Here is a 15284-nt window from a genome sequence, read left to right as displayed (position 1 = left end):
CTATTTTGTGACATTAGATGTTTTGTACATAAAAAACTGTTCTCTTTTGTCATTGGGGGTAGGTTGTACATCTACTCTCTCTAAAATAACTCCTTTTACATCCGACGTTACAATAGCAGGTCTGTAATCAAAAGAGTGGACTTTCAATTTCACATTATCCAGCCGGATATCATCTGCATGACGTATGAAGATTCCCCAAGCAGGAAGTTCTTTGAATTGTGAGAACTCCGGATAAGCTGTTTTCATCTCAGGTATTCCTTCCAGTTCTTTTGCGGTCAATCCGCATTTGGCATAGAAGGGATTGCCTCCTCCCGGAGATTCTATATCTATATTTTTGAGAGTAATCCCTTGAATTCGATCTTCAGGTAAACCGATAATGCTTGCAGGAGAAATGTTACGGGGCAGATGCTCTACCGGACCTTCATATGGATAGCCCGCATCAGGCTTAGAGTTTGCCAACTTTACATTGAAGTTTGAAAGAGTGACATTCTTCATAAGCGGCTTCTGCCCGGAATTCCAGCGGTCTCCTATTCGCAGGTAGAATGCATTTCCCACATTCACGGCACGTACGCTATCGACAAATATGTTCTCGATGATGCCTCCGTCCACGGTGGCGAATGTTACGGCGGAACGGTAGGTGTTATAAACCGTAAGATTCTTGATGATAAAGTCACGAAAACCTCCTTTTGATGCTGTTCCGAATTTTAAGCCACTGGCACTTGAACGTATGATGCAATTATCAACTACCACATTCTGGCAGATTTGCGATGGTTCATGTGATTTGAAACAGATACCATCATCGGCGGCATCGAAAAAGGAATTGCTGATTCTGACGCTATCGCAATCTACGATATCTATCCCGTCATTATTCCAGTAAGATTTGCAATCAACATTTATATTGTCTATAATGACTTGTCGGCACTGGTCGTAGGCTTGATTCCAACTTGCCGGATCGTGCATCCGTATCCCTTCAATCCGTACATTCCGGCATTCTCTGAAATAAATATTGTGGGGACGGTTTGTTTCATCAGGCCTGTCCATGTGCAACGGATCATCTATCAGTCCTCTCTGGATGTGTGAAATCAGATTGTTCGCTACTATAAATCCTCTGCCATCAATTGTTCCTTCGCCTGTCACACCGATATTATCTTGCTGTACGGCAAAAAGCAAGGCTGTCCGTTGTATATATTCATCCTTTTTATAATCTAAGGCATTACATGAACCCAATAAAACAGCTCCTTGCGCTAAGTGCAAAGTAACATTGGATTTTAAATATATAGTGCCGGTCAAATAGTTTCCGGTATCAAAAATGAGTTTTCCTCCTCCTGCCGTGTGGACATAATCAATCGCATATTGGATGGTGTGCGTGTTCAAAGTTACTCCATCAGGTTTTGCCCCAAAATCCATTATAGAGTAATCTTGTCCCCGGACACCGGTCCAACAGAGGAATAGAGCCGACAAAGCATATAGTAATTTTCTTTTTAACATAGTATCAAATCATTATTTTTTCATCTTTACATATAACTCATTCAAAACTTCCCTTCGCGTAGAAACTCCCGACTGGACTTTTATATTCAATTTAGACAAGCGCTTCCAGTAACTTAAAGTCTGTTCCTCTATCGCTTCGTCTAATCTTGCTTCCCATTCGGGCAAAAAGCCTCGAAGTCCCATGTATTGAACCATTGAGAAATCTTTATCATCCAATGAGACATCTTTATAATAAATCAGAGTAGTACCTTGCTCAAGCAAGACATCTTGCATCATAGATATATTGATGTTCTTGACTTTTACCTTTTCATCTATTGCAACCGAAGACGCTACACCGGCAGCTTGTCCCATAGCCATCCAGCATGGCTCCATCCTAAGTGTAGAGAAACCGATGTGAGAACCGGAGATAGGGACCGGAAACAATAAATTATCTACATCTTTGGGAACAATCACTCCATAAGGAACAGTGTAAGGTGATGTCGGATAGCCCAGAAAACCATTCAGGTGCACCATGCCGGGTTCCCGTTTATGGGTGGCATGTGAATCAAATCCATAATGGCTGGCTGTGATACTTGATAAGTACACAGGAGGTCTTCCACCACCTTTTACAGGCATCGCATCACTTGCTATGAAAAAGTGAAGTCCTTCGAATCGACGTCCTTCACGCACATATACTTGTCTGGGAAAATGCCCGTTATCTGTGTATTCATCTTTTGCATACCCCCATTCGCGAGCCGCTTTCCGGAAATGATCGGGTAATTCTTTATCGTTTTGGGCAAACCAGAGCAATCCCTCTGTATATTCCCTTAGTCTTGTTGCAAATTTGTCACGCCATGCCCAACCAGCTGTAGGCCATGCCCAGTTCTCTTCGGGCAGATCTGACGAGACAAAGGCAGCATGCTGGTTATTGGCATCTGTTTTTTCATTTGGAATCTCAACCAGGTTTACTACTTTTCCAAGTCCCCATTTGTCACCGGGAATCATAGTAGGATTGCCTTTAGCTATGTGGTTTCTATTGGCTTCTAACATTTCCGGAGTAACATTCACCATCTCGGCTTGGGTGTGGCGTCCCGTCCAAACATCATCGATAATAGATGCATATTCATTGCGGTCATAATTTTGGGGCTTTGTTATGGGGACTTTATTATTTGGATTCCTGGTCAGGCACAACCGGTAGTTGTAGGCTTGGACAGCGTTATCTCCAATAAATGTGGAAGCATCCATTTCCGGACCATGCCAGTATTTGTAAACACTGCCTGCTCCGGGTTCTTCAAATTCATTTTTACCTTCTCGCCCTACTCTAAAAGGCACTCCGGCTGCTGCTGCCAGATCTCCCTCATAGGTTGCATCAATGAAAATCTTGCCTCGATACTCTTCTTGAGTATTTTTATCACGATTCAGTATATTGATTTGCACAATCTTGTCATCTACTTTTTTTAGATTGCGGGGGCTGGAATCAAATTGCCGCATTGTTAAAACAGTGATTAGACCTTTATATTCTCCCAGCCAGTCAGTAAATACTTGTTCTGCTACTGAAGGTTCGAAACGGAAACCATCATCACATCTCTGATATTGTGTGGAAGTCACACCATATTTCTTTTTGTAATAGTCTTTGATGCGGCAAGTGAACTCTCTGAATAATCCTGTTGTAGCTGCCCGGGTTACAATATCCGTTGCTCCCAGCCCATTGGAAGGCAGGCCTCCGATATGCTGTGTACGTTCCAGAATAACAGACGTTTTTCCAAGCTTGGCAGCTGCAAGTGCTGTGGTCAATCCGCCGGGCGTTCCTCCCACTATAACAATATCATATGTTTGCTGTGCAAAAACATTGATACTCCAAAATAATAGTAAAGTTATTAGTAATTGTTTCATTGTAGTTTCTATTTAGTGATATTAGTAGATTGATATACATGTATCTGTTGCTTCTTTTTTACGGCTTCCTGGATTGTCATTTTACTCATGTTGACATGGTGTGCGTCATCCAGTACTATAGCCGGTCTATAATCTCTTTTTCGGGCAATAAATGTAACGTTCTCTAAAGCAATCCCTTCAACATGTCGGAGATAGAGACCCCACGCCGGGAGTTCTTTGAAACATGAAAATTCAGGATATGAATCTGCCAACTCAGGAACTTTATCTAATTCTTCCGGAGTAATGCCGACCTTTGCTATTTCCGGTTTTCCTGCTCCCGGGTGATTGATTACCACATTTTTCAGAGTCACGTGTGTTATGGGGTGCCCTTTCAGTCCAATGATACTTGCCGGAGATATATTTCTGGGCATATGTTCTATTGGTCCCTCATACTCATATCCTGCATCCGGTTTCCCTTCGGGAATTTCCACATACAAATTAAAAATAAGAACGGAATCCATAGAACCGACTTTATCTGAATGTGTACGGTTGCCTATCCGAAGGAATATAGCATTTCCTGTATTATAAGCTTGCAAACTATCCACTACTATGTTTCGGACATATCCTCCGTCAGGAGTGGCTATCGTTAATGCTGAACGATAAGTATCATAAATCTTATTGTTTATAATCCGGATATTTTCATATCCTCCAACTGTCATAGTGCCTAATTTTATTCCGTTAGCACTTGAACGCATGGTACAATTACGAATCACTACGTTCCGACATGCAGCCTCGGCTTTATGGGATTTCAGGCAGACTGCATCGTCCGAAGCGTCGAAGAAGGAATTTTCTATTACTACGTTCCGGCAATCGACGATATCAATGCCATCGTTATTCCAATATGCTTTATTGTCGACTGTAATTCCCCTCACCCATAGCGAGTCGCACTCTTCGTATTCCTGTGTCCAGTCACAGGTGTTTTTTATAGTGATTCCTTCTATAGTTATACCCTGGCATTGCCTGAAATGAATCCCTCGCGGTCTACGCGGCCTGTCGTTTTCCAGAGGATCTTTGATAAAACCTTTATGCACCTGGTCGATTATGTTATATGATACTTGGCGTCCTTGTGCGTCAATTACTCCTTTTCCATAAATAGCTATATTCTTTTGACTTATAGCTCGAATCATACTGTAACAAGGCCCTTCCGTATTATAGTCGTATGGGTTCAGAGAGCCTACCAGCACTGCCCCTTCCTTCAATTGTATCGCTACATTCGATTTGAGTTCAATGCTACCTGTTAAATAACGGCCGACATTAAAAACTAAAACGCCTCCTCCTTCTTTATGAATATAATCGATGCCGGTCTGGATAGAATTAGTATTCAACGTTACTCCATCAGACTTTATGCCAAAGAAAGATGCATTATATTCTTTACTCCATACTAAAGAACAAGAAAGGGAAAAAAGAATTGATAATATATATGTTCTCATAATCAGTTATTTAAATGTTTCTGACGGATTGTCCGTCATGATAAATTCTAAAATACCTCCGTCTGTGATTTCATGATGAAAGATTCTGAAGCGTTTTAACTCTTTTCCATTCAAGAAGACTGCCTTTACATATTTATTTTCTTTTGATAAGTTTTCAGCACGAATGGTGAAATTCTTTCCGGCTTCCATACGTAACACCATTTCTTTCAATTGAGGAGCACCAATAATATATTCTCCACTGATAGGGTCTACGGGATAAAATCCCATGGCTGAGAATAAATACCATGCGGACATCTGCCCACAATCATCATTCCCGCATAATCCGTCGGGAACGGGCAAATAAAAGCGATCAAAGATTTCGCGGACAAGTTCTTGTGTTTTCCAGGGTTCTCCTGCATAGTTATATAGGTAAGCTACATGATGGCTGGGTTCATTACCATGAGCATATTGTCCTATAAGCCCAGTCACATCCGATACAAAACCTGTATTTACAGTCTTGTTCTCAAGCCAGAAAAGTGAATCGAGTTTTGCTGCAAATGCTTTATTTCCTCCCATCATCTCAATCAAAGAATCTACATCGTGTTGCACATGCCATACATACTGCCATGCATTGCCTTCGGTATAATCCCCTCCGGAAGTCCCGGCATGTGATAATCTGAAAGGATCAAAAGGATCTCTCCATTTGCTTTGTGAATCTTTTCCTCGCATTAGTTTTGTTGCCGGATCAAATAGGGATGTATATGCGCGAGCTCTTTTGGAAAAGAAATCATAATCTTCCTTTTTTCCTAATGCTTTTGCCATCTGCGCCACGCAATAGTCATCATAGCAACTTTCTAAAGTTCTGGAAACCGATTCTTCAGGAATAAGATCGAAAGGATAATATCCATACTGATTGTATGTTTCCCAATCAGACTTCGGATGGGACTCTAATGATGATTTTCTGATTGCTTCGTAAGCTCTTTCCGGGTCAAAACCTTTATACCCTTTCAGATATGCCTCTACAATAACGGGTATAGCATGGTTGCCAATCATACAATGGTTTTCTTTGCCCCATAAAGCCCATATAGGCAAATAACCCTGTATATCACAATGAGATAACATTGAATTGACAAATCCATTGACTTTCTCTGGCACTAAAAGAGTATATAGCGGATGAGCGGCACGATAAGTATCCCATAAAGATAAGGTAGAATAGTATTCTCCTATGGGAGAATGGAGGATGCTGTCATTAGGACCTTTGTATCTTCCATCCACATCGGTTATATTATTGGGTTGAATACACAAGTGGTAAATGGAAGTGTAAAAATTTACTTTTTGCTCTTCTGTGCCCGATACGTCTATACGTGATAATAAATTGTTCCAGGCTTCGGCAGCTTGAGTCTTCACTTTCTCAAAGTTCCAGTCCGGATTTTCTTTTTCCAATGCTTCCTGTGCGCCTTCTATACTGACAGTAGACAGGCCAACTTTTACTTGAACGCTTTCTCCTTGTTTTAAATCGAATGAAAGAAGAAGGCGTTTGGCTTTTTCCCCTTCCTGGGGTTGAAGTTCCTCAACAGCCATATAGGGTTTGTCGAATTTGATAACATAGAAGAACTCTCTTTCTACCCACATCTTTACCCTGTTCTTTCCGGCGATGCTATGTTGATCTAAAAGTTGCATTTCTGCATCTATCACATGAGTTCGTAGCTGTTCATCCTTACTTACAATTCCACTTTGAAGGTCTACCAGAATGTGTGCCGATCCTTCTTTTCTGAAAGTATAACGATGCATTGCTGTACGCTGTGTCGCAGTCAACTCTACTTCCACCTCAAAATCAGATAAAAACACCGAATAATATCCTGGATAAGCTTTTTGATGCTCTTTATCATATCGACTTTTATATTTGCCATTTTGTATATCACCACAAAATGGCAGAATTAATATATCTCCTAAGTCAGGACATCCCGTACCATTCAGATGGTTTTGAGAAAATCCCATGATAGAGTCATCCTCAATATTAAAGCCGGAGCAATATCTCCACGAACCATTTCCACTTTCCGGGCTTACTTGTATCATTCCGAATGGTACACAAGCTCCCGGAAATGTATGGCCATTATCGGCATTGCCAATAAAAGGATTCACATAACAGCAATAATCCTGTTCAATATTACTACATCTTATGCTCAGAAAGCATACTCCAATTATAGCAAATACCCACCAAAAACATTCCTTTATTTTCATTTAATTTATTTTTTAAATAGTGACTTTACAAAATCAGTATTATTTCCCCAACGTTTATTGGGAGACTTTCCTAACTCCAGAGTCAAATCTCCGCCTTGCATGATTTCTTCATAACTTAACCAGCTTCTATTTAAAGTTTTGCCGTTTAAAACTGCTTTTTGAATATAGATGCACTCTGCATCAGGGCGATTTACATGGATTTTAAATTCCTGTTGAGAGGTTGGGTGTAATGTGACCGCATCAAAGACCGGAGCACTTATCCAATAATAGGGTACACCCGGGCAGACCGGAAATAATCCTATAGAGGACAGCACAAACCAGGAAGACATGGTTCCTGCATCGTCGTCCATTTCTTTCAAATATCCCCGTGGAGTGGTAGTGAAGATTTTACCAATATAAGGTTTTTCCCACTTTTCATGTGTCCCGTAATAATTTGTGGTAGGTTCAAGTAATATCTGACGGACTAACTTTTGCGTTTTCCATGGTTCTTCAAGGTAATAATATAGAAATGGAACGTGTATATCAGGCTGGTTACCCATGTTGAATAAGTTATTCTCAAAGAAATAATCTAATTCGTTCAAAACCTTTTTCTTGCTGCCCAAAGTCGAAATTACCCAGTCGAAATCATGAGGTACGAACCAACGGTATTGCCATATAGTACCTTCATACAAACCGTCGCCGTGCATTATATCTGAAGTAGGGCCAATGTTCTTAAATTTCTGTAACCATATCGGTCTGTAGTCTTTAGAACGTAAAGAGAACTCTTTTTTTAACTCTTTATTACCTATTTTCCCTGCGAGTTCGGAAACTCCCCAGAAATCATATCCTCGTTCTAATGCTTTGTCCGGTGAATCGTTGGAGATATCTTCCGCCTCTTTCAGCATCAATGGGAGTAGTTCGTCGAGAGAACCATCAAACATCCCCTTTTGCAATGCATCTAAAATAGTGATAATAGAGTGTTCTGTACGTGTTGTCAAAAATGGTTCCGTTTTCGTTGCGGAGCGGGGCTTACCTTGTTTGTATAATCCTGCAAGTGAGGAAATCATCTGTTTGTATTCCGTGGGACAAACAATAGACAGCAGAGGGTATTTTGTTCGGTAGGTGTCCCAAATAGACCAACCATGATAATAGGGTAACTGCTGGCCTTTATATACTTTTCCATCACTTCCCCTGTAACTGCCGGAATAATCATTGATTGTGAAAGGAGTTTGGCAAGCATGGTAGAGCCGTGTATAAAATGATGTCTTTAAGTCTTCATCAGAAGTCTCTACTTGTATGTGCCCCAATAAATTTTCCCAGTTGGCACGCGCTTTGGCGCGTACTTGCTCGAAAGACAGGTCCGAGCACTCTTGTTTGAGATTCGCTTCGGCTTCTTCTGCACTGACGGAGGATAATCCTATTTTTAGTATAATTTGTTCGTTAGGCTCTGTCTGGAACTTCCATAGCAATTCAGAATCGTTGTCTTCCGGTTTACAGGCAGATTTATCTTTCTCAATATAATAATAAAATTTGTAACTACCTAAATCACAAGTGCAGGCGGAACGTACGAATCCCCTTACTGCATTGTTTCCTACAATATTATGCTCTTCGGCGATATGTTTACCGTAAGAATGTTTAAAATCTATTTTTATGCCTGCTGCTTCTGTAGACGGATAAGTAAAGCGATAGATAGCGGCAGTTCTGCCTGTAGTAATTTCAACTTTAAGCTGATTATCTAAAGTTATGCTGTAATATCCGGGAACTGCTACTTCCGAAGCTTTATCCATCTTTAGGGGCTTGCATGATGTTCCGACAAAAGGTGTTATCAACAGATTTCCTCCGACACCTATGCAGCCTACTCCAGACATTCTGGTCTGTGAGAATCCCTTTAACTGCTGTGCTTGATAATCATAACCTCCGTTTCCACGGGGCATCGTTTCCGGTCCCGGTTTAATCATTCCAAACGGAATGGTTGCGGATGGATCAGTTTGTCCATGATCATCGGAAGTACCAATGAAAGGATTTACAAAAGAGGTTTGTTGAGCTTGAACCATAGAAAGGGACAAGCATAATACTAATATTACACTGAAGTGTCTCATATTAAATGTTTTATAAATAAAAGAGGGTTTCAAAAGAAACGCAAACTCTTAAAACCCTCATATTAGAAAAGTAGAATCAATCTTTTAGTCCAGGAACTATCAGGAGTTCATTGTCTGGTATCGGGAAATAATAGAATTCTTCGCTTAATGTTAAATTGGGATTTAAAGAAAGCTCGGCTGCATCTCTATAATTCTTTTGCAAATGAAGAATCTCATGTCTTTGCATGGTGAAGAAACGCCCCATACAGCTATGTTCCATACCTGCGGTTTCCCACCGTCTCTCATCCAAAACAGCTTTTTGGAAGTATTCCTTAGTCACATCCTTTGAGATGAGTGGTACTCCTGCTCTTTTTTGTACTCTCCACATGCAGTCAAATGCTAAATCATCCATATTCTTGCTTCCATAAGCAACCGCCTCAGCATACAGTAGCAGAATATCAGCATATCTAAATATCATTCTGGTTTTCCCGCTTGCACTTGAAATTCCTTTAGTTTCGTAATACCCGTCATCATAATTAAATACCCAGTCTGAGCTTTCTATGTTCTTCTTCCAATAAGGATGTTTCTGATTGGTTGCAGGGTCGTCCCAATCCAGTAAAGGATAACGTCCTGTTTCCGGATTACGTTCCTGTCCGGTCATCGTCACTTTAGTCAAGAACCAAGCATCTTTGCGTATTCCTTCCGGCATACTTCTGAAAAATTCCAATTCAACCATATAATCACACCATCCACCAGACTCCTCGGGTAATTCGCTTTTAGGACCAGAGAAATAGTTTTTTGTTTTGTTATGGAACTCTCCGAATACTATTTCTTTGGAGTAATTAGCCTCCGGTTCTTTAGTCAATGTGCGTATATCCGGCTCTAATATATAACCATAAGTAGCTTCATTCTCAATAATTTCTTTATATTTTGCAGCTGCCTTATCGTAATATTCTGCTCCCTTTTTCAGAGGCCAGCCTGCTTCTGTCATATATACAGAGGCTAATAAAGCTTTAGCAGCACCTTTATTAGGGGCTACATTGATTCCGTTCTGAAAATAGGGTGCTATCTTATGATTATCCGGCAACATTCTTTCTGCCGTTAATGCATCCGATTCTATTAATTCATATATTTTCTGCACATCTGCTTTGGGGGTATTGTAATCTATCTCATTCTCTGTAACCAGAGGTATACGTCCCCAAATACGTACAAGCATAAAATAGTTTAATGCTCTCAGGAAATAGGCTTGTCCCAGTCTCGGCTCCAGAAAAGATTTCTCAACCGGTGTTCTTTCTGCATTATTAATCACATAATTACAAGCTTTGATTGTCTGATAATAGAGTTGATACATTTCAAGAATATCAGTGTTTCCTGAATTGAAATTAAACCGGTCATATTCCGAGAAACGCGACTTATTACCACCACTATGCGCTGTCACATCATCTGCACACCACACATAAATAGCTCTGAAGACGCGGGCGTTAGTCTGGTAATATTTGTTATACATTCCAGTTATAGCCATATCCAAATCTTCCGGACTTGAGAAGAAAGAAGAAGGAGTAAGCTTGCCACGAGGGTCTTCTTCCAGGAAATTGTCACAAGAGCATAAAGCAAATAATAATATGCTATAAATCAATATATTTTTCATTTTACATCTATTTTATTGGTTAAACTAAAATGAGAATCCAAGCCCCAAAGTAAATGTTCTTGGCAATGGGTATGAACCGCCATCAACGCCTGCATTAATGTCACTATTACCTCCATTGCTTGTGATATCCATTGTTCCTTCCGGATCATATCCTGTGTAAGAAGTGATCGTAAATAAATTTTGAGCACTCAGAGAGATTCTGACATCTGCAAATTTTGTTTTTGCTCTGGGAATTGTATATGCAATGCTTACATTCTTTAATCTTAGATAATCAGCCTTTTCGAGATATTGGGCAGTTTCAAATCTGGAATTGATTGTTGAACTAAACGGATTCGGTATCTTTGTATTTTGGTTTTCGGGGGTCCATCTGTTATAATAACCTTCTTTAGAGGTGATGAAACGTGAATCACTGATACCTTCATTGGTGAGATAGCGTGATAAATTCAAACGGTCAGCTCCTAGTGAACCCTGGAAGAATAAGTTGAAATCTAAATTCTTCCATTTGATAGTATTGCTCCATCCTAATATTACATCAGGAAATGCCTGCCCGATAATATCTGCATCATCAGATTCCAATTTGTAATTCACGTTCTTCTCTTTAAATTTATTATCTCCTGGTTTTTGTCCCCATTTAGCTGCTTCGTCTGCTTCGTCAGTGCGCCATAAACCTTCCCAAATGTATCCGTAGATGCTACCTAGCGGTTTTCCTACTTGCAGTACGGCTGTATTGAGAGAAGCTTGGTCTAATTTTGTTCCCGGATGCAACCTCGTTTCATCTCCTAAGCTGACGACTTCATTCTTTGAGTAGGATACATTGAATGTACTTTCCCATACTAAATTCTTGCTTTGAATGGGGATTCCGGTTAAGGAGAACTCAAGACCTCTGTTTTTCACTTCACCAAGATTTACCCAAGTGGTTCCTCCGCCATCATAGTAAGGTATAGGTTTCTTCAGCAATAAGCCCGTCGTATTCTTTTGATATACGTCTATATTTGCCAGAATTCTGTTATTTGCAAATGCCATATCTAAACCTAAATCATATTGAGTGGTTTTTTCCCATGTCAGGTTGGGAGTGGCAGGTCCGGAAACTCCGTATCCGGGGTAATCACTTGTACCTCCCCAACCATACTTTGATTCAGCTAAAAGTCCTAAAGTAGAATAAGCACCAATAGCTTGGTTACCGGTATTACCCCAGCTCATTCTCAGTTTCAGGACATCGAAGATATTGAGATTCTTTATAAAAGATTCTTCTGACATTCTCCAGGCAACGGCAACTGATGGAAAATTCCCCCATTTATTCTTACCTTGGAATTTGGAAGAGCCATCCCGTCTGATAGTCGCGGTCAGCAGATACCTATCCTTGAACTGATACATAGCACGTCCCATAAATGAAACCAATGAAGAGCGTGAGAATGAATTGCTGAACAGGTTCATATTTCCTAAACTCAAATTCCAGAATTCAACGGATTCTGTTCTTAGATTGGCGACTTCATTAGACAACCCTGTAGTTGTTGATTGTGATAACTCCATTGCTCCCATGAGGTTCAACTTATGGTCTTTCCATTCTCTCACATAGTTTATTTGATTTACATTATACCAGTCAAAACTGTCGTTCTGATTATTGTTTGCAGAATTGTTCTGAGCACGTAAATCGTTTGCATTGGATTTCATCCAACGATTCTTGTAGTCTTTGTAATGAGCGGCACCCTGGAAATTCATACTCAAGCCTTTAACAGGCAGTTGCACCATAAACTGTAGATTTGCAGCCAGGTAATTGGTGAAACTTTCATCCAAGTCCTGAGTTAATCGACCATAAGGATTATCTTTGGTTGAGTTGATATTATCTCTCAGCCAGTTTCCTTCTTCATCTTTCAATTTCAAGGTAGGGCTATAGGTAATCGCATCTGCTATAATGGTTCCAACCCCACCACGCGGACCGTTTTTATTTGTTTTTCGTCTCACGGCATTCACATCTAAGTTCATCTTCAACCAATTAGTGATGTCAGCAGTTATGTTGGACCTTAAACTGAATTTCTGGCTTTTCGATTCCTTCAAAATACCTTCTATGTCCATCATATTCATAGATACTAAATATTGAAGTTTCGGAATACCTCCTGAAATGGATAGCTTGTAGTTCTGGGTATGAGCTGTCCTAAACATTAAATCCTGCCAATCCGTACCACCATTCTTTTTCCACTGGGTGATTTCATCTTGAGAAAAGAAGTCTTGAGTTGCCCCTTTTTCCCGACGATATTCATTGTAAAATTCAGCATACTCGCTTGCACTTAATAAATCCAGCTTTTTAGCAATAGTAGATATTGATTGTTCCGTTTCCATGTGGATATTTGTCTTGCCCTCAGCTCCTCTTTTGGTCGTAACTAATATTACTCCGTTTGCACCGCGAGAACCATAAATCGCAGTTGCCGAAGCATCTTTCAAGACTTCTATTGATTGTATGTCATTTGGAGCCAGATTGTTGAATAAGTCTGTGTTAGGTACTCCGTCCACAATATAAAGTGGGGAGTTGCCACCATAAATAGAGTTTGCACCGCGTATACGGATTTGGGTACTCTGCTCCGGTGCACCGGAATTTGTTATGACAACAACGCCGGGGATTCTTCCGCTTAAAGCTTGATCCAGTCGTGTCATCGGTTGGTCCTTTATATTCTTCTGTGAAATGGAGGATACCGAACCTGTCAGATCTGATTTTTTCACGGTTCCATAGCCGATTACAACCACTTCGTCAAGCATTTCCATGTCTTCTTGTAGAACAATGGCAATATGCTTACCGGTGACTTTTGTGGTTTGAGCTTTATAACCGATAAATGAAATCTGAAGAGTGTTTCCTTGTGAAGCCTGAATGGCAAATTTGCCATTTATATCTGTAATCGTACCTATTGATTTACCTACTACACTGACATTTGCGCCTATAACCGGCTCTCCTTTTGCGTCAGTCACTATTCCTGTTATTTTTTCCTGTTGTTGCATCCGGTCCAACAGGCTATTATTTTTCGATAAAATGATATAATCGTTTTCGAATTTATAGCCAATTCCTACTTCTGCCAACGTTTCTTTCAAATACGAAGATACCTTAGCAGATTTGTTTTGTATAGTAACCTGACGATTGGTATCTATTTCGCGATTGCTATATACTACTAAATAATCTGTTTGCTTTTCTATTTCTTCTATTAACTGACCTACAGATATAGAATTAGAAGGAAAGGAAATGATTGAATTTTGTGCTTCCGTATTTACTGCCAGTAACTGGAATGCACAGGCGAATAGCAAGAATAAAGAGATTCTCATAATTCTAAAATAATCTTTAAAGCTTTGATTTTGGACAATAAAGAGTGATAACAAAGGATTTATTTTCATATCTTTGTATTTAGAGTGAATACTAAAAAAATGTTTTCTGGTGTTTACTTTCTCCGGGCGACAAGTGGTGGTGCACTTGTCGCCTTTTTTAATATAATTCTATGTTTTCATATGGATAATGTATTAAAGGTTAAACAATTGTATTATTTCAAGGTGATCACATTCTTCTCTTTATTTATTTCAATCTTAAAATGATGTATTTTCTGAATGGTATATAATATCTTTTCTATTCCATCCCTTTGACGGAACTTACAGGTATAGCAAATATCTTGTAATTTGGGATTTACGATATTGATTGTGACATCATAATATAATTCCAATTTGCGAACAATCTCGGTCAAGCGTTCATTGTTAAAACTGTAAATGCCGTTTCGCCACAACAGCATATCAGGATTTTTTATATTGCTGACTGTCAACTTTCCATCTTGTGCGATACTTTCTTCATTAGGTCTTAATATCACTTGCTTACTCTTGTAGAATACTTGAACAGCACCTTCAATCAGACTTGTCTTTATTTGTTTCGTATCCGGATAGCTGTACACGTTGAACTTTGTTCCTAATACTCGTATTTTTGCATCTTGAGCAGTCACAATGAAAGGTTTTTCTTTGTCTTTGGATACTTCAAAGAAAGCTTCACCTGTAATGGAAACAGTTCTCTCTTTTCCATAAAAATGTGAGGGATAAATCAAGGTGGACTGGGCATTTAGCCATACAATAGTACCATCTTGTAGAGTTATGCAGGCACGTTGCCCCGCCGGTACATATAAAGTATTGGTTTGCGCTTGGAGGTCATCTTGCAGCTGATGTGACATGTGCCAAACGGATAACTGATATGTACTTATAATTAAGATGAGTATTGCTGCTGCATATTTCATCGTTTTCACTAACCAAATATGCATTTTTTTGCTTCTTATCCGCTTCTGGAAATGCTGATAGCCTGTTTTCCCTTCTTCCTTATCTTCTGCGTGAGAAGATAGATTCAGTAATGCCTGCATATTCTGATACTCGGCAAACTGCTTTTTCAATTCCTCGTTTTTTTCTATCTCACGAAGAAGTAGCAATCTCTCATTGGCTTCCAGACCGTTTTGGAAATATTTTAGTATACGTTCATCCATCTTTTTATGACTTAATTCATAATATAGACGGATGTAGAAA

At 39.7% G+C, this 15284-nt stretch carries 8 protein-coding genes; all 8 read right to left on the bottom strand.

Annotated features, from left to right (window positions below):
• Complete coding sequence (locus BUC01_RS00650; RefSeq protein ID WP_025830544.1) at window positions 1-1488, bottom strand: glycoside hydrolase family 28 protein; 1488 nt, start codon at window positions 1486-1488, stop codon at window positions 1-3.
• A gap of 12 nt (window positions 1489-1500) precedes the next feature.
• On the bottom strand, window positions 1501-3360 hold the full coding sequence (locus BUC01_RS00645; protein ID WP_073312419.1) for an FAD-dependent oxidoreductase: 1860 nt from the start codon (window positions 3358-3360) through the stop codon (window positions 1501-1503).
• Between the two features lie 8 nt (window positions 3361-3368).
• A complete protein-coding gene (locus BUC01_RS00640) occupies window positions 3369-4829 on the bottom strand; it encodes a glycoside hydrolase family 28 protein (RefSeq protein ID WP_073312417.1) in 1461 nt (486 codons plus the stop codon).
• Between the two features lie 6 nt (window positions 4830-4835).
• Window positions 4836-7049 carry a GH92 family glycosyl hydrolase gene (locus BUC01_RS00635; protein WP_073312415.1) on the bottom strand — a complete coding sequence of 738 codons (2214 nt, stop codon included), beginning with the start codon at window positions 7047-7049 and terminating at the stop codon, window positions 4836-4838.
• 5 nt (window positions 7050-7054) lie between these two features.
• On the bottom strand, window positions 7055-9160 hold the full coding sequence (locus BUC01_RS00630) for a GH92 family glycosyl hydrolase (protein WP_243462225.1): 2106 nt from the start codon (window positions 9158-9160) through the stop codon (window positions 7055-7057).
• Between the two features lie 43 nt (window positions 9161-9203).
• Entirely contained in the window at window positions 9204-10754 is a 1551-nt protein-coding gene (locus tag BUC01_RS00625) for a RagB/SusD family nutrient uptake outer membrane protein (RefSeq protein WP_025830546.1), read from the bottom strand.
• Window positions 10755-10778: 24 nt separating this feature from the next.
• Complete coding sequence (locus BUC01_RS00620; RefSeq protein ID WP_081795736.1) at window positions 10779-14129, bottom strand: SusC/RagA family TonB-linked outer membrane protein; 3351 nt, start codon at window positions 14127-14129, stop codon at window positions 10779-10781.
• Window positions 14130-14272: 143 nt separating this feature from the next.
• The gene (locus tag BUC01_RS00615; protein ID WP_025830548.1) at window positions 14273-15244 is read right to left on the bottom strand and encodes a FecR family protein; all 972 of its coding nucleotides are present in this window, start codon (window positions 15242-15244) and stop codon (window positions 14273-14275) included.
• Between the last annotated feature and the right edge of the window lie 40 nt (window positions 15245-15284).

It is taken from the genome of Bacteroides stercorirosoris (assembly GCF_900142015.1).
GTDB lineage: Bacteria > Bacteroidota > Bacteroidia > Bacteroidales > Bacteroidaceae > Bacteroides > Bacteroides stercorirosoris.
The sequence above is the reverse complement of the archived record's forward strand: the minus strand, read 5'-3'. Positions and strand labels throughout refer to the sequence as shown.